This window comes from Corynebacterium glaucum (genome assembly GCF_002287505.1).
Classification (GTDB): domain Bacteria; phylum Actinomycetota; class Actinomycetes; order Mycobacteriales; family Mycobacteriaceae; genus Corynebacterium; species Corynebacterium glaucum.
Map to the genome: position 1 here is coordinate 109,125 of NZ_CP019688.1, position 21,968 is coordinate 131,092.

Annotated in this window: 19 protein-coding genes, 2 tRNA genes and 1 other RNA gene; 14 read left to right on the forward strand and 8 right to left on the reverse strand. The window is 66.4% G+C overall.

Annotation, left to right across the window (positions count from 1 at the left end):
- The first annotated feature begins 151 nt into the window (after nt 1–151).
- Nucleotides 152–2,665, forward strand: a complete 2,514-nt coding sequence (locus tag CGLAU_RS00535) for an LPXTG cell wall anchor domain-containing protein (protein WP_095659007.1) — start codon at nt 152–154, stop codon at nt 2,663–2,665.
- An 18-nt stretch (nt 2,666–2,683) separates the two neighbouring features.
- Here CGLAU_RS00535 and CGLAU_RS00540 read toward each other — a convergent pair whose 3' ends face one another.
- Nucleotides 2,684–3,739 carry a prephenate dehydrogenase gene (locus CGLAU_RS00540; RefSeq protein WP_095659008.1) on the reverse strand — a complete coding sequence of 352 codons (1,056 nt, stop codon included), beginning with the start codon at nt 3,737–3,739 and terminating at the stop codon, nt 2,684–2,686.
- A gap of 56 nt (nt 3,740–3,795) precedes the next feature.
- Between CGLAU_RS00540 and CGLAU_RS00545 the strand changes: the two genes are divergently transcribed.
- From CGLAU_RS00545 to tgt, 6 genes are all read left to right on the forward strand, one after another.
- Nucleotides 3,796–4,278 (forward strand): tRNA adenosine deaminase-associated protein, encoded by a 483-nt coding sequence (locus CGLAU_RS00545; RefSeq protein ID WP_095660953.1) that lies wholly within the window; start codon nt 3,796–3,798, stop codon nt 4,276–4,278.
- A 73-nt stretch (nt 4,279–4,351) separates the two neighbouring features.
- Nucleotides 4,352–4,783, forward strand: coding sequence for a nucleoside deaminase (locus CGLAU_RS00550; RefSeq protein WP_095659009.1), 432 nt, complete (start codon nt 4,352–4,354; stop codon nt 4,781–4,783).
- A gap of 80 nt (nt 4,784–4,863) precedes the next feature.
- Nucleotides 4,864–5,088 (forward strand): CsbD family protein, encoded by a 225-nt coding sequence (locus CGLAU_RS00555; RefSeq protein ID WP_095659010.1) that lies wholly within the window; start codon nt 4,864–4,866, stop codon nt 5,086–5,088.
- Nucleotides 5,089–5,126: 38 nt separating this feature from the next.
- Nucleotides 5,127–5,214 (forward strand) — tRNA-Ser (locus CGLAU_RS00560).
- Nucleotides 5,215–5,344: 130 nt separating this feature from the next.
- Entirely contained in the window at nt 5,345–7,789 is a 2,445-nt protein-coding gene (locus CGLAU_RS00565) for an MMPL family transporter (RefSeq protein WP_095659011.1), read from the forward strand.
- The gene (gene tgt, locus CGLAU_RS00570; RefSeq protein WP_095659012.1) at nt 7,786–9,063 is read left to right on the forward strand and encodes a tRNA guanosine(34) transglycosylase Tgt; all 1,278 of its coding nucleotides are present in this window, start codon (nt 7,786–7,788) and stop codon (nt 9,061–9,063) included. The genes CGLAU_RS00565 and tgt overlap by 4 nt, the downstream gene beginning before the upstream one ends.
- Before the next feature lie 46 nt (nt 9,064–9,109).
- Here the strand turns inward: tgt and CGLAU_RS00575 are convergent, their stop codons facing one another.
- On the reverse strand, nt 9,110–9,778 hold the full coding sequence (locus tag CGLAU_RS00575) for a queuosine precursor transporter (protein WP_095659013.1): 669 nt from the start codon (nt 9,776–9,778) through the stop codon (nt 9,110–9,112).
- A gap of 55 nt (nt 9,779–9,833) precedes the next feature.
- Between CGLAU_RS00575 and gluQRS the strand changes: the two genes are divergently transcribed.
- On the forward strand, nt 9,834–10,781 hold the full coding sequence (gene gluQRS / locus CGLAU_RS00580; protein WP_095659014.1) for a tRNA glutamyl-Q(34) synthetase GluQRS: 948 nt from the start codon (nt 9,834–9,836) through the stop codon (nt 10,779–10,781).
- Here gluQRS and CGLAU_RS00585 read toward each other — a convergent pair.
- The 5 genes from CGLAU_RS00585 to CGLAU_RS00605 form a co-directional block, all read right to left on the reverse strand.
- Nucleotides 10,778–12,496: an alkaline phosphatase D family protein gene (locus CGLAU_RS00585; RefSeq protein ID WP_095659015.1), complete on the reverse strand. Its 1,719-nt coding sequence runs from the start codon at nt 12,494–12,496 to the stop codon at nt 10,778–10,780. The genes gluQRS and CGLAU_RS00585 overlap by 4 nt on opposite strands.
- A 107-nt stretch (nt 12,497–12,603) precedes the next feature.
- A complete protein-coding gene (locus CGLAU_RS00590) occupies nt 12,604–13,116 on the reverse strand; it encodes a hypothetical protein (RefSeq protein ID WP_157731220.1) in 513 nt (170 codons plus the stop codon).
- 4 nt (nt 13,117–13,120) lie between these two features.
- On the reverse strand, nt 13,121–13,615 hold the full coding sequence (locus CGLAU_RS00595) for a ferritin (RefSeq protein WP_198305049.1): 495 nt from the start codon (nt 13,613–13,615) through the stop codon (nt 13,121–13,123).
- Between the two features lie 14 nt (nt 13,616–13,629).
- Nucleotides 13,630–15,021, reverse strand: coding sequence for a DUF6882 domain-containing protein (locus CGLAU_RS00600; protein WP_095659018.1), 1,392 nt, complete (start codon nt 15,019–15,021; stop codon nt 13,630–13,632).
- Nucleotides 15,022–15,113: 92 nt separating this feature from the next.
- Nucleotides 15,114–15,199, reverse strand: a tRNA-Ser gene (locus tag CGLAU_RS00605).
- 212 nt (nt 15,200–15,411) lie between these two features.
- On the opposite strand from CGLAU_RS00605, the gene ffs reads away from it, so the two are divergent.
- The 6 genes from ffs to recR all read left to right on the forward strand — a co-directional run bounded on the left by ffs (nt 15,412) and on the right by recR (nt 21,196).
- Nucleotides 15,412–15,510, forward strand: an RNA gene (gene ffs, locus CGLAU_RS00610) — signal recognition particle sRNA small type.
- A 42-nt stretch (nt 15,511–15,552) separates the two neighbouring features.
- Nucleotides 15,553–16,824 carry an aspartate aminotransferase type Ic gene (locus tag CGLAU_RS00615; RefSeq protein WP_415877148.1) on the forward strand — a complete coding sequence of 424 codons (1,272 nt, stop codon included), beginning with the start codon at nt 15,553–15,555 and terminating at the stop codon, nt 16,822–16,824.
- Nucleotides 16,821–17,363: a suppressor of fused domain protein gene (locus CGLAU_RS00620; protein WP_095659020.1), complete on the forward strand. Its 543-nt coding sequence runs from the start codon at nt 16,821–16,823 to the stop codon at nt 17,361–17,363. Before CGLAU_RS00615 ends, CGLAU_RS00620 begins: the two co-directional genes overlap by 4 nt.
- 3 nt (nt 17,364–17,366) lie before the next feature.
- Entirely contained in the window at nt 17,367–20,045 is a 2,679-nt protein-coding gene (locus CGLAU_RS00625; protein WP_095659021.1) for a DNA polymerase III subunit gamma and tau, read from the forward strand.
- 59 nt (nt 20,046–20,104) lie between these two features.
- On the forward strand, nt 20,105–20,464 hold the full coding sequence (locus CGLAU_RS00630; RefSeq protein WP_095659022.1) for a YbaB/EbfC family nucleoid-associated protein: 360 nt from the start codon (nt 20,105–20,107) through the stop codon (nt 20,462–20,464).
- A 105-nt stretch (nt 20,465–20,569) separates the two neighbouring features.
- Nucleotides 20,570–21,196, forward strand: coding sequence for a recombination mediator RecR (gene recR / locus CGLAU_RS00635; RefSeq protein ID WP_095659023.1), 627 nt, complete (start codon nt 20,570–20,572; stop codon nt 21,194–21,196).
- Here the strand turns inward: recR and CGLAU_RS00640 are convergent.
- Nucleotides 21,193–21,924, reverse strand: a complete 732-nt coding sequence (locus tag CGLAU_RS00640; RefSeq protein WP_095659024.1) for a cyclase family protein — start codon at nt 21,922–21,924, stop codon at nt 21,193–21,195. The genes recR and CGLAU_RS00640 overlap by 4 nt on opposite strands.
- Nucleotides 21,925–21,968 lie beyond the last annotated feature (44 nt).

A 21,968-nucleotide genomic window follows, 5' to 3' on the forward strand; every position in this document is an offset into this window, starting at 1 on the left:
GCAGGGGTTTTTCTGCATTCTGGGGCAGCTCAGGCGAGAGAGAAAAATCGGTTCACCGATTGAGAACGTCTGGCCCGGCCATTAAGTTGATCTGTGGCTCTTGGGGGCCGCGCGGAGGTGGCGCGCGCCCAAAACCGACGGAGAGGTACCCATGCCACACAGGAACATTCGCACTATTGCCCGCTTGTCGCTGGTTGCGGCGGTGGCAGGCAGTTTCGGCATCGTCCCCGTCAGCGCGCAGGCACAGGCTTCGCTTATCGACGCCCCCTTGACAACGTTCCCGGCAACCCCCAACGCCTCGCCGAAGCTGACCCCGGGCAGCGGCAGCGCCAACGCCCGCTACTCCTCGGCAGGCTGGACCTACACTGCGGTGGCGTTCAACCCGGCGAACGAGCGGATGTACGCCATCTCCACCGGCGACAATGGCAAGGAAGCTGGCCACCTGCTGCGCTTCCAGCCGAAGGGCAAGCGCATTGCGGATCTTGGTCTGCTGGAACTCGACGATGTTCAAGCCGACAACATCGCCTCCGCGGCCTTCACCTCTCGCGGCCAGCTCGTAGTTTTCTCCGGCGCGAAGTTCCGCGTGCTGGATCTGTCGAAGGACTTCAGCCCAACCGCCGTGTCCCGCACCGCAGATATCGAGGTCGCGGCCCACGAGCTCAAGCTTGGGGACGGCAACGGCGAAAGCGGCCTGACCGGCGATAACGGCCTGCCCGGGGCCTGGGCGTCCGTTGGCGAGAAGGGCGAGGTCGACACCCTGTACGCGGTCTCGCGCTCGCCGGAGAACGACTACTTTAAGTGGGCGCTGGATGTGACCACCGGCAAAGTCGAGATCACCCAGCTTGAGGTCGCGCCGAACCTGCGTCTCGACGAGATCGGCACGCTCAACTACGCGTACACCAAGAACGAAACGACGCTCGTGTTCGCCGACGACCAGGCCCGCTCGCTGGAGGTCGAGGGCAACACCATCCGCGCGTCCTACTTCGGAGGCACCGTCGTCGATAACTTCCGGGAGCTCTCGTACTTGCCGACGGGTGCGCCCTACCACCCGGTGACCAAGTTCATCACCCCAGCGTCCCCTGCATCCCCGGCCTCGCAGCCTTCGGTTTCTGCGGTGGACGTGGGGTCTGACACGGATGCTGGTACCCCGGCTCCGGCCGCCCAAGACGCGGCCTCGTCTCTGCCGACGACGGTTGAAGACGCCACCGAGCCGACCGTCTCCCCGAACGCCGCGCCGGCCCAGGATGCGCAGGCCGCCGCTAATGCTGGCGGTGCCGCCGACGCTTCCGGCGCTGGGGGTGCAGAGACTCAGACCGGCGAGAGCCGCGACGTGAAGTTCACCGTCATGAACGAACGCGGCCACGCTGTCTCCGGCGCGGACATCGAGATCGTCGGCGCCGACGCCTCGGCGAAGACCGACCGTAACGGCCAAGCAGCTCTCTCCATTCCCGGCGACGATGTGCTGGCGATGGTCGAGGGCGAACCCGTCGTCATCGACGCCGACGAGTCGCGCATCCGCGTCACGCTGAACTCCGACTCGAAGACGAACGCCGGCACCGAGGACACCACCACCTCAGCGACCGCGAGCGGCACCCGCTCCATCCCGGTCGCGGTGCAGGACAACGCAGGCCACAGTGTCGCAGGTGCGACGATCGAAGGCGCCGGAGAGATGGCGGGCAAGTCCTTCACCTCGAATAGCGCAGGCCTAGCCATCGTTGAGGTGCCGGCATCCGCGTCCGACAAGACTTTGACTTTCACCGCGTCGAAGGACGGTGTTCAGGCCCCGTTTGACCTGGCAACTGATGCACAAAGCGCCACCGTGCAGCTCGGCACTACCTCCCAGCAGGGCGGATCTCAGCAGGGCGGGTCGCAGCAGGGCAGCCCGCAGCACCGGGACAGCACCATCTTGGTTCGCGTAGTCACCGACGGCGGTGACCCAGTGCAGTACGCCGAGGTCTACAGCCCGGGGCGCCCAGAGGTGCGTGCCAACGGCGGCACCGACGCAAGCGGCTACGTCAAGGTGGTCGTACCCGCCAATTCCGGCACCGGCCAGACCGTGCGACTCGCAGTGCGCAATGCCCCGAGCGGTTACAAGACCGTCGATAAGCAGGTCAACCGCTACGAGGACGACGTGACCCTCACGCTGTCGCGCTCGTCCACCGCTACCTCCTCGACGAAGTCGAAGCCCGACGAGGTCATGGATGTTGTCAAAGAGGTCGAGGGGCTGATGAAAGAGCTCGCGGGTCCAGCCGCCATTGGCGGCGCGTTGCTGCGCGGTCAGCGTGGGGGTACCAGCGCCACCCGCTCGGCAAGCGCGACACCGCTGCCGCTATCAGGTACGGCGACCGCCACCGCTTCCACCACGGGCACTACGACTGGCTCAACGACGGGTTCCACAACGGGTGCGAGGGACTCCAACACGCGGATGGTCAACCGCACCACCAGCGTGTCCACCACGGCTGCTCCGGCTCCGACCCGGTCGCTGTACAACTACGACAGCGACGACTCTTCCGACGACAGCGATTCCAAGCAGAGCGCGAAGCGCAGCCGCAGCGGCGACTTGGCCAACACGGGCACTCCGATGACCACCGTCATCGTGCTCGGAATCTTGGCAATGCTGCTCGGCGGGGCGTACCTGGTGATCAGCCGCCGCCGCGAAAACTAGACCACCTCTAAACCACCCCTAGAAGACCTCGACGCGCCCGCCCAGCGCCTCGATCTGCTCGAGCTGGGCCACCCACCCTGGGGCTCCGGGGTGGACCCGCATCACCGGGCGCGAGGACACTGCCACCGGCGACACCGATTCGCGACGCGCCCCGGAGCGTGCCGACATCCGCTCATGCGCGGTGTGGCCTGCCTCCGCTAGCGCCTGCATGGACGGCGGGTTGCCTGCAAGGGTAGCGCGGGCGTCGTTGAGCAAGGCGATGTATTCGTCGAGGACCTCGACGAGCGGTGTGGCGTTAGTCTCGCACATATTGCCCACTAGCGCCGGCCGCGTACCTGCGACCCGGGTTGCGCCTGCGAAGGACCCGGCCGCCAGCGACTGCGCCATCGGGCCGCCCCGGTCGCCGGTGACCGCGAGCGCCTCGGCAATTACGTGCGGCAGGTGCGAGATCCGCGCCACCGTCTCGTCGTGCTTGCGCGCGGTCACCGGCACCGCCTCGGCGCCCACCAGCGCCACCATCCGGCACACCTGCCCGAACACCCGCACCCACGAGTCGGGCACGCGCCCCCCTGCGCCTTGACCTGCGCTCGGACCAGCGCCCGCACACTCGCGTGCGTAGTCGTACGCAACCACCCACGCCGCTCCTTGGAAGAGTCCGGTCTGTGTGGCGGCCCATCCGGATTCCGCGGTGCCCGCCATCGGGTGGCCGCCCACGTACCGCTCGCGCATCCCGCGCTGCGCCACCAGTTCCAGAACCGGTGCCTTCACCGACACCACGTCGGTCACCCCGCACGACGGCGAGTGCTCTGCGATCGCGTCCAACACCGACGCCACCGCATCAAACGGCACTGCCACCACGATCAGGGCGAGTTCGGATTCGGCGCGCGACAGGACGTCGATAAGCGAACTGCTTACCTCGAACCCTTCCGCAACCGCTCGTGCTGCCGCGGCTTCAGAGTGAGTGGAGCCGAAGACCCGCACGCCACGGGCGGCGAGGTCGCGCAAGAGCGAACCGCCGATCAGGCCGTTGCCGATGATGCAGACGCTTCCCAGTTCGCTTCCCAGATGGTTCATTCGCCAAAGTCTAACCCCACCACACAACCGCCCGGCTGGGACTACGCTGTGTGACCATGAGCCAGGACTTCCAGGACGGATACGCGGTCACGGTCGCCCAAGCGGGCGGCGCGTGGGTGGTGCGCGAGTTCGACGACGACTTCACCGACCTCGCCACCTCCGTCACCGCAGTGCGCGCGTTGCGCAGCGAGGGCGCGGCGTTCGCGATCCTCAACGTCGAGGAGGACTACCTGGTCATCGTCCGCCCGGGCCCGAGCCGCATCCGCCTGCTCATCTCCGACGCCACCATGGCGGTTGACGACGACTTCGCCGCCGACATCCTCGAAGAAATCGGCGCGGACGTCCCCGACATCGACCCCGACGAGCTCGACGATGTCGACGGCTGGGCCGAGGGCGACTTCGCCATCTTCGAAGACCTCGGTCTCTCGGAGGAAAGGTTGAGCATTTTGCTTGACGACGACCCCGCGCCCGACGAGCTGGCCGAAACCATCGCCACCGAGCTCGGCTTCGCCGATGCACTCGCGGACACCCTCGAGTAGCGCGGCCCTGCCTGACGCGGCCCTGCCCGACGCGGCCCTGCCTGACGCAGGGCGGCGCGCCGCCGAAACGCGCATGCACGATGCCATCGAGCTGGCACGCGGCACACCGGCCGAGGACGTGCCGGTGGGCGCGATTGTGTTCGCTCCCGGTGGGGAGGTGGTAGGGCGTGGGGTGAATCGTCGAGAAGCAAACTGCGATCCGACAGCCCACGCTGAGGTGGAAGCGATCCGGCAAGCCGCGGCGACCCTGGGCTCCTGGCGGCTGGACGGCTGCGAGCTGGTGGTAACCCTGGAGCCGTGCACGATGTGCGCGGGAGCGATCTTGGGTGCGAGGGTGCGATCGTTGGTGTTCGGGGCGTACGAGCCGAAGACCGGGGCGGTGGGGTCGGTGCTGGACGCGCTGCGCGACCCGCACCACCTGCACCAGGTTGAGGTGCGCGGGGGCGTGCTTGAGGCGGAGACCGCTGCGCTGATGAGCGAGTTCTTCGGCCGTTTGAGGCCGTGACAGAATCGTTATAGTCGCGAAGTGTGATTGGGCCTACACTCGGTGTGGTTAGTACCAGTTCGAACAAAAAGGAGAACACCATGGCATTCGAAGGCAAGGGCGACCAGCTCAAGGGCAAGGCAAAGGAAGCCGCTGGCAACCTGACCGGCAACGAGTCCCTCGAGAACGAGGGCAAGGCCGACAACCTGTCGGGCAACATCAAGGAAGGTCTGTCCGACGCTGGCGACGCTGTGAAGGACAAGTTCAACGAGGTTGCTGGCAAGGTCGAGGACAAGCGCGAAGAGCACGAGGCTGACGAGCGCTAATTTGGCTCACCGGAGACGCAACCGTTACTGTAGCTAGCGGTAGCGTGTCCGAGCGGCCGAAGGTACTCGCCTCGAAAGCGAGTGAGGGTAAAACCTCCGCGGGTTCAAATCCCGCCGCTACCGCCAGATTCCGGCGCCACCCCCATCGCGGGGCGGGCGCCGGTTTTTGTTTGCCAATTCGGGATCGGGCGCGCGGCGGATAGGATGGGCCGGGTAACTTGCCGGTGCCAAACGTGGCCAAACGTGAAGGATCTTTGTGGCGAAACTGCTGTACAAGCTGGGACGCTGGTCGTACCTGCACAAGTGGCGCGTGATTGTTGCGTGGCTGATCATCCTGGTGGCGTCGGCGGGTGCGGCGGTGTCGCTGATGCGGCCGTTCACCTCCGAGTTCGCCATCTCCGGCACGCCGGCGATTGAGGCGCTGGACACGCTGGACAGCAACTTCCCGGGCGAGGGCGATGTGGCCACGGCGCCGGGCGTGAACCTGGTGTTCGCCGCGCCGGAAGGGGAGCAGCTCACTAACGACGCCTACATGGCCGCCATAGATGAAACAGTGGCGTACATCGAAGACAACCTCGCTGACATCCGCGGCACCGATCGCTTTGGCAACCCGGTAGTGGTGAGCGACGAGCTGCAGCGCATGCTCGTGGAGCAGATGACCGAACTCGGCCTGCCGGAGGAAGCGGCGCAAAAGGATGCCTACAACGTGCGCATGCTTTCCGACGACGCGCGCATTGGCTACACCACGTTCGAATTCGGCGCCGAATCGAACTTCGTGGTCACCGACGAAGAGCGCCAAGTCGTGCACGACGCGATGGAGATCGGGCGCGCCGCGGGCCTCGAGGTGGAGGCGGGCGGTGCCGGTTTCGGCGACCCGATCGAGGTCAACACCACCTCCGAGCTGATCGGCATCGGCATCGCGTTTTTGGTGCTGCTGGTGACGTTTGGGTCGCTTGCGGCGTCGACAATGCCCATCATTACTGCGGTAGTTGGAGTGGGCATCGGTGCGATGGCGGTGCTGACCACCACCCACTGGGTCGACCTGAACGATGTGACCCCGGTGCTGGCTGTGATGATCGGCTTGGCCGTGGGCATCGACTACGCGCTGTTCATTCTGTCGCGCTTTAGGCAGGAGCGGGCGTCGCTGCCGGGGCCCGAGGCGGCCGGCATGGCGGTGGGCACCGCTGGTTCCTCGGTGGTGTTTGCTGGTACCACCGTGTTTGTGGCGCTGGTCGCGCTGGTGTTGGCCGGCATCGAGTTCTTGTCGTGGATGGGCATCGCCGCGGCGTTCACTGTGTTTGTCTCGGTGCTGGTGGCGCTGACGATGCTGCCCGCCCTGCTCGGTGTGTGGAGTGACAAGGCGTTCGCCGGCAAGATCCCGGGCGTGGCCGGCCACCCCGGTCCTGGCGACCGTCCGGCGAAGGACCTGGATAAGCGCTCTATGGGCCGCTCGTGGGTGAACTTCGTGCGCCGCTTCCCGGCCGTAGTCATGGCCGTGGTGGTGCTAGGCCTGGGCGCGATGTCCTACCCGGTGCTGGGCCTCGAGATGGCGCTGCCCGCCGACACCAACTCCAACAAGGACACCACTCAGCGCAAGGCCGCCGACCTCTTGGCCGAAGGCTTCGGGCCGGGTGTCAACGCGCCGCTGCTGATCGTCGTCGATGCGCACGGTGTGAACCCTGATGCCGAGATCCTCCAGCCGTACATGGCTGCCATCCCGGAGGAGCAGGCGGGCGGGCGCGCCGAGCAGGCTGCGCTCGCGTCGTTCCTCTACACCGTCGGTCAGGCGAACTCCGTGAACGGCGTGGTGCACGCCCAGATCATCTCGGTCAACGACGACTTCACCGCCGCCCAGATCCTTGCCACCCCGGATGGCGCCCCCGATGACCCGTATACCCTCGACATCGCCCACGGCCTGCGAGAGAACAACCTCCAGGTCGAGGATGCCACCGGTGTGACCATCGGCCTGACCGGCCTGACCGCGGTCCAGATGGACATCACCGAAGAACTTGCTGAGGCTATGCCGCTCTACCTGGGCATCGTCGTCGGCCTCGCGATCATCCTGCTCATGGTTGTCTTCCGCTCCATCATGGTCCCGCTCGTCGCCGGCCTCGGCTTTCTCCTGTCGGTCGGCGCGGCCTTCGGCTTCACGGTCCTGGTCTGGCAGGATGGCCTCTTCGGCTTGGTCAACACCCCAGGTCCGATCCTGTCGTTCCTGCCCATCTTCATGATCGGCGTGACCTTCGGCCTCGCCATGGATTACCAGGTCTTCCTGGTTACCCGCATGCGCGAGCACTACCTCAAGCTCCGCGGCCAGGATGGCGGCCAAGATGGCGCCGAATCAGACGCAGAGCTTCGCGCCGTCGAGGAGGCCACCGTCGAGGGCTTCCGCCAGGGCGCACGTGTGGTCACGGCGGCGGCGATCATCATGATCGCGGTGTTCATTGCGTTTATCAACCAGCCGTTGCCGTTCATTCAGATCTTCGGCTTCGCGCTCGGCGTCGCGGTCTTCTTCGATGCGTTTTTCATCCGCATGGGCCTCGTCCCCGCCACCATGTTTCTCCTCGGCCGCTCCACCTGGTGGATGCCCAAGTGGCTGGACCGCATCCTGCCGGAAGTCGACGTTGAGGGCACAGAGCTTGAGGAGCAGTTCGAGGATCACCAGGATCACCAGAATCACCAGGAGTTGCAGCCCGCATGACCGCGTTCACATTGAGCAAAGAGCTTTACGACGCCCCCGGCAAACACGGTCGCACAGGGACGATCCACACCCCCCACGGCGATATTCACACGCCAGCCTTCATCCCCGTGGCCACCAAAGCCACGGTCAAGACACTTACGCCGGAGCAGATCCGCCTCACCGAAGCCCAGGCGATCTTGTCCAACGCCTACCACCTCTACCTGCAGCCCGGCGCCGACATCGTGGATGAGGCAGGTGGCGTGGCAGCGTTTGAGAACTGGCATGGGCCGACCTACACCGATTCGGGCGGCTTCCAGGTGATGAGCCAGGGTGTCGGCTTCCAGAAGGTGCTGGCCATGGATGTCGCGGGGCTCACCGACGCCGACATCCGCGCGGCGAACAAGGACCGCATGGCCCGCGTGGACGACGACGGTGTCGACTTCAAGTCTTTTATCGACGGCTCCTCCCACCGCTTCACCCCGGAAAAGTCGATGCAGATCCAGCACCAGCTCGGCGCGGACATCATCTTCGCATTTGACGAGCTGACCACGCTGGTGGATACGCGCCAGTACCAGGAGCACTCCGTGGAGCGCACCCGCCGCTGGGCGAAGCGGTGCCTCGACGAGCATGACCGGCTCACACGCGAGCGCAAAGTGACCCACCCGGATCGTCCGGAACAGTCGCTCTGGGGCGTGGTGCAGGGAGCGCAGTACGAGGATCTTCGTCGACAAGCGGCGCGCGGCTTGCTTGAGCTGGACGAGCAAGCTCGCGCCGAGGGCAAGCGGGGTTTCGGCGGGTTCGGCATCGGCGGTGCGCTGGAGAAAGAGAACCTGGGCACCATCGTGGGGTGGGTGACCGATGAGCTTCCCGTGGACAAGCCGCGGCACCTGCTCGGCATCTCCGAGCCTGACGACATCTTCACCGCCGTCGAGGCTGGCGCCGACACTTTCGACTGCGTCGCGCCGACCCGGCTCGCGCGCCGCGGCGGCGTGTATACCCTCGACGGGCGCATGAACCTCACCGGCGCGCGCTTCAAGCGCGACTTCGCCGGTATCGACGAGGAGTTCGGTGGCTACGTCAGCCAGAACTACTCGCGCGCCTACATCCACCACCTGCTCAAGGCGAAGGAGTTCCTCGCCGGCACGCTGTGCACGATCCACAACCTGGAGTTCATGGTGCGCCTGGTGGACAACATCCGCCGCGCCATCGACGCCGGCGACTACGAGGCGTACCGCGACGAATTTATGGGGCGCTACTACGCGGGGGCGAAGACTCAGCGTCGCGGCCTGGGGTAAACGGCCTGATTCAGGGCTTCCCGGGGGCGTCGACAAGCAAAAGCCCTTAGGCCGTGGTGGCGCTGAGCTGCTCCTCCTGCCGGCGCACCCACGCGATGGTGGGGTAGGTGATCGGAAGGAGCACGACCTCCATGATCGTCTTCCAGAAGAAGCCGACGGCGACGTAGTTCACGAACTCGCCGGCGGTGGTGATGCCGATGACGCCGGCGGCGATGGAGCAGAACAGCAGCGTGTCGGCGAACTCGCCGACGATGGTGGAGCCGATCAGGCGCGCCCATAGATTGCTGCGGCCGAGACGGTCCTTCATCTTCTGCAGTACCCACGCGTTGAGCAGCTGGCCGACGACGTAGCCCGCGAGCGACGCCACCACGATGCGCGGCAAGAGCCCAAGCACCGCTGCGAACGGCTCCTGCATGTCGTAGAAATCTGCGGCTGGCAGCCAGATCGCGACATAGAACGTCAGCACTGCCAGCACCGCGACGCCGAAACCGGTGAACACGGCGCGGCGCGCGGTCTTGAACCCGTAGACCTCGGCGATGACGTCACCGATGACGTAGGAGATGGGGAAGAGAAAGAAGGCGCCGTCGGTGATCAGCGGGCCGAGCGTCACGCCCTTTTGCGCCGTGATGTTCGAGATGAGGAACACCGCGCAGAAGAACGTGAGCAGGTACGAAAACGGCGAGCGGGAAACGGGGTGAGTCACGCGCAATATCATGGCACGCAGAACTGACTAGACGCATGCTTGTTACTGGCTGGAAAGGCGGATCCTTGTGAATGACCACCGCGGCGCGGGCCGCTACGCGCCGAGCCCCAGCGGCGACCTCCACTTCGGCAACCTGCGCACGGCGCTGCTCGCGTGGCTGTTCGCTCGCCAGACCGGCCGCGCGTTTTACGTGCGCGTCGAGGACATCGACTCCGAACGCAGCTCCGCCGAGTCCGCGCGCCGCCAGCTGGAGGACCTCGCGGTGATTGGCATTGAGTGGGACGAACCGGTGATTTACCAGTCCGACCGCTCCGCCGCTTACGCTGCCGCGCTCGCGAAGCTGCCCACCTACGAGTGCTACTGCACCCGCCGCGACATCCGCGAGGCCGCCTCCGCGCCCCATGCCCAGCCAGGCATGTACCCGGGCACGTGCCGCGATCTCTCGGAGGAGCATCGCGCTTTACGACGCCTCGAACTATCCGCAGAAGGTCGCCTGCCGGCCATCCGCCTGCGAGCGAAAGCGCGGGAATGGACGGTGTCGGATTTCTACCACGGCGAGTACACCGGCGCGGTCGACGACGTGATCCTGCGCCGCGGCGGCAACCTGAACCAGGCGCAGGCGGGGGATTGGGCGTACAACTTGGCCGTGGTTGTCGACGACGGCGACTTCGGCATCGACCAAGTCGTCCGCGGCGACGACCTGCTCGCCTCGGCGCCCGCCCAGGCGTACCTGGCGCACCTGCTTGGCTACCAGCAGCCGGAGTACGTGCACGTGCCGCTGGTGGTCAACGCCGAGGGCAAACGCCTGGCGAAGCGCGACGGCGCGGTCACGCTGCGGGAAATGGTCGGCGAAATAGCCGGCGAGGTGGTCGGCGAGGTGGCTGGTGGGGAGGGCGTGCAACGGGTCGTCGATAAGCTTGCTGCTTCTCTTGGGTGCCCTGGGGCGACGAACCTGCTGAAGAGCTTCGACCCGCTGGCCTTGCCGCGGGAGCCGTACGTGTTTGGCTCGGCCTAGGCCGTGAAGCCGACGCCCTTGCGCCAGTTCAGCATGGCCGCGGTGCGGACGGGAGAGAGGGGGGCGAGGATGTCGTCGACGCGCAGCCACTCCATGAACACGTCCGCATCCGCGATGGTGACAATGGTGTAGCCGTGCGTGTCCAGCGCGCAGTGGCGCAGGTTCGGGTTCGCGGCGAACATGTAGCCGGTGGCGGTGCGCATCAGCGGGTGGCCGGCGGGGAGACCGAGCGAATCGGTGACGTTCGGGGCGGTGATGGAAGAGCACACCACCTCGCAGCCGATCTGGGTGTCGCCGTAGGGGATGGTGTGGCTCCACTCGGTGTGGATGTCGCCGGTGAGGAAGATCGGGTTCTTGCCCAGGCGGCCGAGGGCATCCAGGAGGCGGCGGCGCTCGCTGTCGTAGCCGTCCCACTGGTCACCGTTGAGGGGGAGCTCATCGATCGCGGGGATGTCGGCCTGAGAGGAGAGGATGTTGGAGCTCAACGCCTTCGCGATCGGGCGGGTCGCCGGGTTCTGCATGACGGTGCCGAGGCGCATTGGCGAGAACATCACCGAGTTGCCCAGGGCATTCCATTTGGTCTTCGAGCGCTCCAGCGTGCTGATGAGCCAGTTGTACTGCTCCGAGCCGAGCATGGTGCGGGCGTCGCCGGGCTGGCGCGAACCGCCGCGCCAGAACTCGACGTCGCGGTAGGTGCGCAGGTCCATGACCGTGAGCTCGACGAGGTCGCCGAACGTGAACGTGCGGTAGATGTGGCCCTCGGTGCTAGTCTGGGTGGTGCGCACCGGCATCCACTCGTAGTAGGCGCGGATCGCGGCGTCGCGGCGGGCGTAGAAATCGCCTTCGGACGGGTCGTGGTTGTCCGCGCCGTCGCGCCAGTTGTTGTTGGCCACCTCGTGGTCGTCCCACACCACGATCCACGGCATCGCCGCGTGTGCGTTCTTCAGCGCCTGGTCGGTGCGGTAGCGGCCGTAGCGGGTGCGGTAGTCGGCCAGCGAGACGATCTCGTGCGCCGGATGGTGCAGGCGCACCGGGCCAAAGCCGGAGTACCCGTACTGGGCGTACTCGTAGATGTAGTCGCCGAGGAAGACGGTCAGGTCGATGTCGCCGGCCCAGCCGCGCTCTGCCATGTCGGCGTAGGCGGAGAAGAAGCCGGCCTCGTAGTTCGCGCAGGACGCGACTGCCCAGCGCTGACGTTTCACGGGCGCGCCGGGCGCGGGCGCAGTCTTGGTGCGGCCGGTCGGCGAGGTCGCGCCGGCGTGCGGGCCGTCGGTGACCACGAAGCGGTAGAAGTAGACGCTGTCCGCCGCCAGTCCGTGCACGTCGATGTGCACCGTATGGTCGGCATCAGGGTGTGACAAGGACTCGCCGTGCTGCACAATCGTGAGAAACTCCGGGTCGGTCGCCACGTCCCAGCGCACCGGAGTCGGGGCGCCGCCACCGGAGCCGGGCCACGCAGCATCGTCCGGGGTCACGCGCGTCCACAGCACCACCGAATCCGGCAGCGGGTCGCCGGAGGCGACGCCGTGCACGAACGGCAGCGGCGGCAGCTCGGGTTCCGCGAGCGGGGAGGCCGACGGCGCGGGCTGGGAGCTTTGCGCCCACGCCTGCGCGGCGAAGCCCGCGCCGACGGTGCCAGAAGTGACCGCAGCGGTGCGGAGGAAGTTACGACGGGATACGGAACGGCTCGTTGCGGCGGCCTCGCTTCGTCTCACGCCCCATATGGTCGGACACTCATGCTTGGAGCGCGAGTTCAGGACACAAAGTTGGTGCAGGTTTCGCCGCGTGTTTGACCGTTGTTTACCTAATTCAAGCGGGCGGATTACCCGCGGCGGTTGAGGCGCACGAATTCGTCCTCGTTGACGTGCAACTCAAATCCCGCAGAGGTCGCGTTCTCGTAGGCAAACAGGAACTCCCCGTCGGCCGCCATCAGCTCCCCGTCGCGGTCGTAGACGTCGCCGGCCACAATCGCTTGCTGCCGCTCCGGCAGCAGCGTGCACGCGGTGGTAAACACCTGCGCCCCGCCCGGCGAGTAGGTGAAATTGCACCAGTTCTCGTTCACCGTGACCCGCACCGTATCCAGGTCGCTCGCCTCGTCCTCGCGGTAAAAGTAGGTGCCGGGCGGAATCAGATCGGGGTGGTCGCGGTCGGCTGCCCGCCGCTCGGGGTCACTGTCGGCAAGGGCAGAGGCCCCAGCCCCAGGTCGCTTATCGACGGCCACTTCACCGCCATCCCCATCCCCGAATCCGCCACACCCGGCCAGCGTGGCACTCAGCGTGATGCTGATGGCGATCCCAGCCGCCGCCAGCGCCGCAGCTTCGAGGAATCCACGCAAGGCGCTAGGAGAGCGTGGTGCGGGTGGACAGGGCGGCGTCGATACGCAGAAGCCCCGAACCGTCGGAACCGACGAGCTGAAGCTGATCGACGATCTCTCCGACCGTGGCTTCCTCTTCGATCTGCTCGTTGAGGAACCAGTTGAGCAGCGCGCGGGACTCTAAGTCGCCGACCTCGTCCGCGATGCGGGTGATTTCGCGGATCTGCTCCGAAACTTTCTGCTCGTGCACGAGCGCGGCGCGGAACGCGTCGAGCGGGCCGCTGATCTCCGGCGCGTCGATCGCGATCGTGCGCGGCTGCACGTGCTCGCCGCGGTCGATGAGGTGCTTCGCAAACTTCTGCGCGTGCTCCGTTTCCTCCTGCGCCTGCGCGGTGAACCACGCGCACAGGCCCGGGAAGGACAGCGCGTCCATCTCGTTGGCCAGGTAGCGGTACACGTAGGCGGCGGCGTATTCCTCGGTGACCTGCTGGGTCATGGCTTCTTTGAGGCGGAGATCAATCATGTGCCCGGATTTTACAGCACCGCGACCTGGCCCCCGGTGACGCTGAGCTGCACCACCTCACCGCTCGGCAGGGTCAGGCTGGGGCGTTTGCTGCTCTTGCTTAGGGCCAGCTGGCGGTGGTGTGCGTAGGCGCGCAGCGCGCGGTGCACGTCCACGCGCGGCGGCAGTGGCGGGGCAGCCAGGGCCGCGCGCACGCCAGGCACGGTGATTGGCGGCAGGTTGAACCGCGGCGAGTGCAGCACAATCACTGCGGTCTCACCGCCAGGCAGGTTGAGGTAGTACAGGTGCGTGCCGCGCTGCATGTGCGCGATGTACGGCATGAGCTGGTATTGCTCGAGCACCACGGTCGGCAGCTCCCCGCGCGTCAGCGACACGATGCGCTCGCGCACGCCCATGTCGTGCACACCCCGGATGAACTCCAGGGAAGGGTTCGGCTGGCCCTGGTCGTACGTCCAGCCCCACCGGAAGGTCCCATTCGGCAGCAGGTAGCCGGCAATTTGCGGCACAAGCTTATCGACGCCCCCATCAACGAACCTCACCTCCGCCTGACGCAAATCATCCGAGAAGGTGATGCCGGCGATGATGCTATTGCAGTACGCGCGGTGCTCGTTGAACATGAACCACGACTCGTTGGTCACCCGGATGGGTTCGTTTTCTTCGGTGTCGCGCCGGGCGCTCATCACTGCCGACGCGTGCGCCCCTGCCGGGCCGGCGCCGGGGCGGTTGAGCACTTCGATCAGCGAGCCGTCGCTCAAGCGCAGCTCATGCATTCCCGGGGCGACGGTCTGGGAGCCCACGAGGTGCTCGCCGAGTTGCTTGGCCAGCGTGCTCACCGCCTCCAGCTCGTCCGCGTTCGGCGGCATGACCGTGTGCGCGATAGTGCGGCGCACCACGGAGCCCACCGGCTCACCGGTCTTCATCAGGTTCGGCAGAACCACGATGACCAGCTGCTCGGCCTGAATGTTCGGCAGCGTGTTCGGCAGCGTGTTCGGCAGTGTGTTGGGCAGCACGATGATCGGGTTGCCGCCGTGGCGCGTCTGCAGCGCCTGAAGAAATGGCGTGGCCAGCGGTTCCTGGAACGGCGCCGGGCGGGTGAACTCGGGGATCGGGTTGCCGTTGGAGCCGGCCTGGTTCTGCGAGACAAGTCGGATGTGGCCGCCGCTGATGGTCGCCACGATGATGCCCGGGTGGATCTCGCTGACGCCGACCGAGCTTGTCACCTGCAGGTTGATCGCGATGTCGCCGCCCGGTGTCGGGCCGTATTGGTGCACCACCCGGTAGTTCACCGGTTGCGCGAGGCGCCCGTAGAAGTTGGATGCCGCCTGGAACCGGGTAAATAGGGACAAGCGGCCCTCGCGCAGCAGCGCGGGCGACGGCGCAGGGTAGCCGGGCGCAAAACTCATGCGTGTCAGCGTAGCGGGAAACAAAACAGGCCCCGCACCGGGCCGGTCACCAAAACCGGGGCCCAAGTGTGCGGGGCCTGTTTCGAATTTTGCGGAGGATGTGGGATTTGAACCCACGAGGGTATTGCTACCCGCACGCGTTCCAGGCGTGTGACATAGGCCGCTAGTCGAATCCTCCAGCTGACACGTGCAGCACCGCTTGAAAAGCAGCGCCGATTGCATCGCTGGCAATACTGTAGTGCATTGCCACCGCGAGCCACAAAACGGCAAGACACGGTGTGCGCCAGCGAGAAGGTACAGCGTGACAGAGGGGGGCGTGGGGCCGTCGATAAGCATGCGGCAACTGGCGGCCCCTTTTTGTGCCACCTGGGCGATCCGGCTACAGTGAGGGCCAGGATCCCACGCGGTGCTTATCTTGTGAACTCCCCCAGGGCGGGAACGCAGCAAGGGTCAGCGAGCTCTGGCAGGTGCGTGGGGTCCCCTTTGTATTCACGGGTACGATTGAGCATCATGGCTACCCCTTTAAACGAGATGAACCCGCAGGAATGTGAGGCGTTGGCCAAAGACGTCCGCGAACGGTACGCCGAGCTGAAGGCGAAGAACCTGAACTTGGACCTCACCCGCGGCAAGCCGTCGAGCGAGCAGCTGGACTTCTCCCAGGATTTGCTCGCGCTGCCCGGGACGGACAACTACCGCGCGAAAGACGGCGTGGACGTGCGCAACTACGGCGGGGTCGACGGCATCGTGGACATCCGCGAGCTGTGGGCGGAGCTTATCGGCGTCGACGCGGAGAACCTCATCGCCGGCGACGCGTCCTCGCTAAACATCATGTTCGACCTCATCTCCTTCGCGTTCGCGTTCGGCACGAACGACTCGCCGCAGCCGTGGAGCAAGGAGCCGGGTGCGAAGTGGCTCTGCCCGGTGCCGGGCTACGACCGCCACTTCACCATCACCGAACAGTTCGGGTTCGAGATGGTCAACGTCCCAATGCTTGCCGACGGCCCGGACATGGACGTCGTCGAAGACCTTGCACGCGACCCGAACGTGAAGGGCATGTGGTGCGTGCCGATCTTCTCCAACCCCACCGGCGTGACCTACTCGCGCGAGACGGCTGAGCGCCTCGCGACGATGGAGACCGGCGCGCCGGACTTCCGCATCGTGTGGGACAACGCCTACGCGGTGCACGCGTTCACCGACGAACTGCCGGAGAACCCGAACGTCATCGAAATCGCGGCGGAGAAGGGCAACCCGAACCGTTTCTGGTACATGAGCTCGACGTCCAAGATCACGCACGCGGGCGCGGGTGTGGCGTTTTTCGCGTCGTCGAAGGAGAACCTCGACTGGTACCGCTCGATCGCGGGCGTGCGCGGCATCGGACCGAACAAGGAGAACCAGCTTGCGCACGCCGCGCTGTTCGGCGACGCGGAAGGGGCGCGTGCGCTGATGCGCAAGCACGCCGGCTCGCTGGCGCCGAAGTTCGAGGCCGTGATCGGCATTCTGGGCGAGCGGCTCGGCGGCTACGGCGTCGCGGAGTGGACCGAGCCGAAGGGCGGCTACTTCATCTCCCTCGACGTCGTGCCCGGTACCGCGACCCGCGTGTGGGAGCTGGCGAAGGAAGCCGGCATCAACCTCACCAAGGCCGGCTCCGCGTTCCCGCACGGCACCGACCCGGACAACCGCAACATCCGCCTCGCCCCGTCGCTGCCGCCGCTGGACGAGGTCACCGATGCGATGGACGGCGTGGCCATCTGCGTGCTACTCGCGGCCATCGAGCACCGCATTGAACACCGAGGTGCCCAGTGACCGGTAACGAGCTCCTTGCATGGATCGACACCATTTTCCCGGGCATCGAGCTTTCGCTTGTCGACGACTCCGCCGTCGCCACCACCACACACCAAGACCTCCCCGTTGCTGTGACGGTCGGGTTCTCCACGGTTGATACTGGGCTCCGCTTGGAGGCGGACCCGAGCACGCTCGTGGGGTGTGAATTGGCGGTTAAAGGTGGCGTCGATAAGCAATTGCTCGCACAAACCGCAATTGAAGCGACCCGGATCATTAACTCCTTCGGGATTCCCGCGCAGCCTGGGGTGCTTTTGGAGAACCTGTTTTCCAACGTGGAGCTGCCGCAGGGCGCGACCGTGGGGCACGGGTTCTTGCGCGAGCCGGACCTGTTTTACAAGGGCACGCCGGTGCACCCCGAGGAGGGGAAGCTGACCGTGCTGTTGGAGCTGGTAGCGCTGACGGATGCGGAGTACCGGATTGCGTCTGAGCAGGGAGTGGAGATTCTGAAGCAGCAGCTGCGGCGGCGCAGCGTGGACATTACGGATTGGTTCAGGGGCTAATAGGTGGCGCTGTACAGGAAGTATCGACCGGCGACGTTTGGGGAGCTGGTTGGCCAAGAGCAGGTGACGCGACCGCTGTCGACGGCGCTGGATAACGGGCGGATCGCGCACGCGTACCTGTTTTCCGGGCCGCGCGGGTGCGGCAAGACGTCGTCGGCGCGCATTTTGGCGCGGTCGCTGAACTGTGTGGAGGGGCCGACGTCGACGCCGTGCGGGGTGTGCGCGTCGTGCGTGGCGCTGGCGCCTGGCGGGCCGGGCAACCTGGACGTGATGGAGCTGGACGCGGCGTCGCACGGCGGCGTGGACGACATGCGTGAGCTGCGCGAGCGTGCGATGTTCGCGCCGGCGGATTCGCGCTACCGCGTGTTTATCATCGACGAGGCGCACATGATCTCCGCCGCCGGCAACAACGCGCTGCTGAAGATCGTGGAGGAGCCGCCGGAGCACCTGATCTTCGTGTTCGCGACGACCGAGCCGGAGAAGATCCTGGGCACGATCCGCTCGCGCACGCATAACTACCCGTTCCGCCTGCTGGCGCCGGCCGCGATGCGCGAGCTGCTCGAGCGCGTGGTGGCGGAGGAGGGCGTGTACGTCGACGAGAACGTCTACCCGCTGGTGATCCGCGCTGGCGGTGGGTCGCCGCGCGACACACTGTCGATCCTGGACCAGCTGCTTTCCGGCGCCGGTCCGGACGGGCTGACCTACGAGCTCGCGCTGCCGCTGCTGGGCGTGACGGACCTGTCGCTTTTGGACGCGGCGGTGGACGCGATCGCCGACGGCGACGCTTCCGCCACCTTCCACACCATTGACGCCGTCATGGAGTCCGGCCACGAGCCGCGCCGTTTTGCCACCGACCTGTTGGATCGACTGCGTGACTTGCTGATCATCCGCACCGTGCCAGATGCGTTCGGGCAAGGCCTTGTCGACGCCCCCGTCGACCGCGCCGAAATCCTGCGCGCTGAAGCCGCGCGTTTTAGCCCCGCTCAGCTCGCAGATCTGGCGACCGAGGTCAACGACCGCGTCTCCGATCTACGCGGCGCGACCTCGCCGCGGCTGCTGCTCGAGGTGATGATGGCCCACCTGCTTACGCTCCCCTCGGGCGCCGGCGCCGGCGCCGACACCAGCGCGACCGGGGCCGCTGTCAGCTCTCCCGCTGTCAGCTCTTCCGCTGGCACCGCCACCCATTCCGGCTCCGCAGTCACTCGCGGCTCAGGCGGGGCGGCGGCCGCCGCTGCGGCGGCAGCGGCTGCAGCGGCCGCAGGTCGCGGGGTGCGCAGTTCTTCAACACCCGCCGCTCAGGCGCCGCAGCAGACCGCACTGCCGCAGCAGACCGCGCCAGCCACATCGACGGCGGCGAAACCCACACCGGAACCGGAACCGGAGCCGCAGCCCGACTTCGAGCCGGGGCAACCTCCCGCGCCGGAACCGTCCCGTTCTGAGCCCGCGCCCGCCCCGGCGATGACTCCACCGGTCGCGCCTGCCGCACCCGCAGAGCCAGCAACGCACGCCGAGCTGGCAACGCACGCCGAGCTGGCAACGCACGCCGAGTCGGGAGGGCAAGCCGAGCCCGACGATCGGGCTCAAGCGATCGACGACACCTACAAGGACGCTCCGACACCGGATCGGGCTGAACCGACACCCGCGCAGTCGCCTGCATCGGCACCCAGCGAGGAGCTCGGAGATGTCGAACACACTCCGCAAACAGCTGACGGCGCGGCTGCGGCGGAGAACATGGCTCCAGCTGACGAGACCGCGACCACAGGCGAAGCATCCACAGGCGAAGCATCCACTGACGGAGAATCCACCGGCGGAGAATCCACGGAGGCGCCTTCCGCGACCGAGGCCCCGGCTGCTCAGGATGCGGGTGCAGATGTGGGAGAAGCGACCGGGGATGTCGGCGAGTTCGATGGGGATGCGCTGTTCCACCGCATAGAGCGGGATTGGACGACGCTTCGTCAGTCGGTGGGCGCGCGGAACAAGGTCGCCGAGATCATGCTCACCGAGGCACGCCCGCTCGGCTTTGACGGCGCGACCTTGGTGCTCGGCCACAACACTGGGGCGCTGGCGGGCCGCATCAACGCCGAAAACAACAACGCAGACATCGTCGCGGTGCTCTCGGAGAAGCTGGGTGCGCAGATTGGGGTGCGGTGTGTGGTCGGCACTGATCCGGCCGCCGCGAACGTCCGCGCGCCCGAGCGCAAGGCAGTGTGGAACCCGGGCAAACCCGAAGTCGCCGGGCGCACTGAGAGCGGTGGGCGCACTGCGCGCGGCGGGAATGCTGCGGCCAACTCGGGTGACGCGGAGGGCGCGGATCAGCCTGACGACCCTGCGCCGGCACCTGCACCGGCGAAGTCACCCGCGCCCAACGACTGGCGGTCGGCAGCCCAAGCAGCGGCGCAGGCAGCCAGCCAGCAAGCCGCGGCTAAAGCAAAGCGGGACAGTGAAGAAATCCCGCCCCCACCGGAGCCCATTGACGACGAACCCCCGTACGACCCCTGGAATGGGGATGAAGGGGGGAGCGGTGGGGCGTCGATAAGCGAAGCAAAGCCCTACTCCCAAGAGGACGAGGAGCGCGACATGGCTGACCAGGCTGAAGCCGAGGAAGGGGAGCGCGATCGCCGCGACGCGACGCAGGTGGCGATGGAGCTGCTGGCGAGCGAGCTCGGCGCGAAACCGCTGTAGAGCAAGCGGGTACACTGGGCAGAGGTTGTATTAGCGATAAAGAAAGGGTGGATCCCACCATGACCCAGCCAAACATGCCGGCAGATATGCAGGAACTGATCCGTCAGGCCGCTGAGGTGCAGGCGGCGCTGCAGCAGGCGCAGCAAGAGCTGCTGAACACCACCGTGGTTGGTACCGCCGGCGGCGAGCTGGTCTCCGTGACCATGACCGGCGGTGCCGAGATCACCGAGCTGAAGATCAAACCGGAGGCTGTCGACCCGGAGGATGTTGAGACACTGCAGGACCTGATCCTGGCTGCGTACCGCGACGCGCACACCAAGGCTGGCCAGCTCGCGCAGGAGAAGATCGGCCCGCTGACCGGCGCTGCCGGTGGCCCGCAGGCTGGCCCGGGCGAGGTGCCGTTCGGCGGCATCATCTAGGCGCTGCCCCGAACTTCACTGCCTCAACGCGCCTGGCCACGCGCCGGGCGTTTTCTTTATGCACCAGTAACCCTGGGCACCCTGCACACCCCTCAAAGGAGCGCGATGTTTGAAGGCCCGCTGCAAGACCTCATCGATGAGTTCTCGCGTCTGCCCGGTGTCGGCCCGAAGTCGGCGCAGCGCATCGCGTTCCACCTGCTGCAGACCGAGCCGGACGACATCGACCGGTTGCGCGCGGCGCTTGAAGCGGTGCGTGACGGTGTGACGTTCTGCCGCATCTGCAACAACGTCTCGCGCGAAGAGGTGTGCCGCATCTGCGCGGATTCCGGGCGCGACAAGTCGCTAGTGTGCGTGGTGGAGGATGCGAAGGACATCCAGGTCATTGAACGCACCGGCGAGTTCAGCGGCCGCTACCACGTGCTCGGCGGTGCGTTGGACCCGCTGGCGAACATCGGGCCGAAGGACCTGGCGATTGCGTCGCTGCTGCAGCGCATCGGCGGGGTGCAACCGGACCTCGCGGACGGGGAAATCCCGGAGATCGCGGAGGTCATCCTCGCCACTGACCCGGACACCGAAGGCGAGGCGACCGCGTCCTACATCGCCCGGCTGCTCAAGGACTTCCCGGATCTCACCGTTTCGCGCCTCGCATCCGGCATGCCGCTGGGCGGGGACTTGGAGTTTGTCGACGAACTCACGCTCTCCCGCGCCCTCAGCGGCCGGTTGAAGCTCTAGAACCCGCCCTCAGTCGCTTCGTCCACGGCGTCCTCGATCAGAAAGTCCATGTCGTTGAGGAACGCCGTCACGCTGACCTGCGACGAATCCACGCCCGCCACCCGCAGCGGACCAAGCGTGACAAAGTCGATCCACTTGTCGCCGACCGGCGCCAGCGACAGGTCCTCGATCGCGGTGATGAAGTTGTCGCGGTACGCGCCCAGCAGCTGGCGGTGCGCTTCGGTGCCCAGGTCGTTCCACGGCGCGCCGACTGAAATCCAATCCAGCCCGATGCATTGCACGTGCGTTTCCGTCGCCAGCCATTTGCACAGCTCCGGGTCGAGGCACGGCCCTTCCTCCTGGTAGACCTGCGGGTTCTCGCTGCGGTAGCGCTCGAAGCCGGTCCGGATCAGCAGCAGCCGAATGCCGTCAAACTCGCTTGCGTAGGGTTCGATGTCCTCAACGGTCAGGATCGATTTGGGCTTGCTTTTCGACGGCACGTCCACCAGCAGCACCTCATCCCCGTCAAAGTTGAACCGTTCAGGGCCAAGTTCTGCGATGGTCACGCCGTCGGGAACAAAGTGGCGCGGCGCGTCCATGTGCGTGCCGAAGTGATTTGGCAGGGTGCTGAGAAAGCTGTTCGCATCGCCGTCTTCACCGATCACCGTGCGTTGGGTGGTCTCGAGTTTCGGGGTGCCGGGGTAGGCGGGGCCGTTGGGTTCAAGGATGTGGCTCAAGTGCACGTACATGCTTCTGCATGCTAGCGCTGTTGACGCCACCGGCGCTGCCTTCG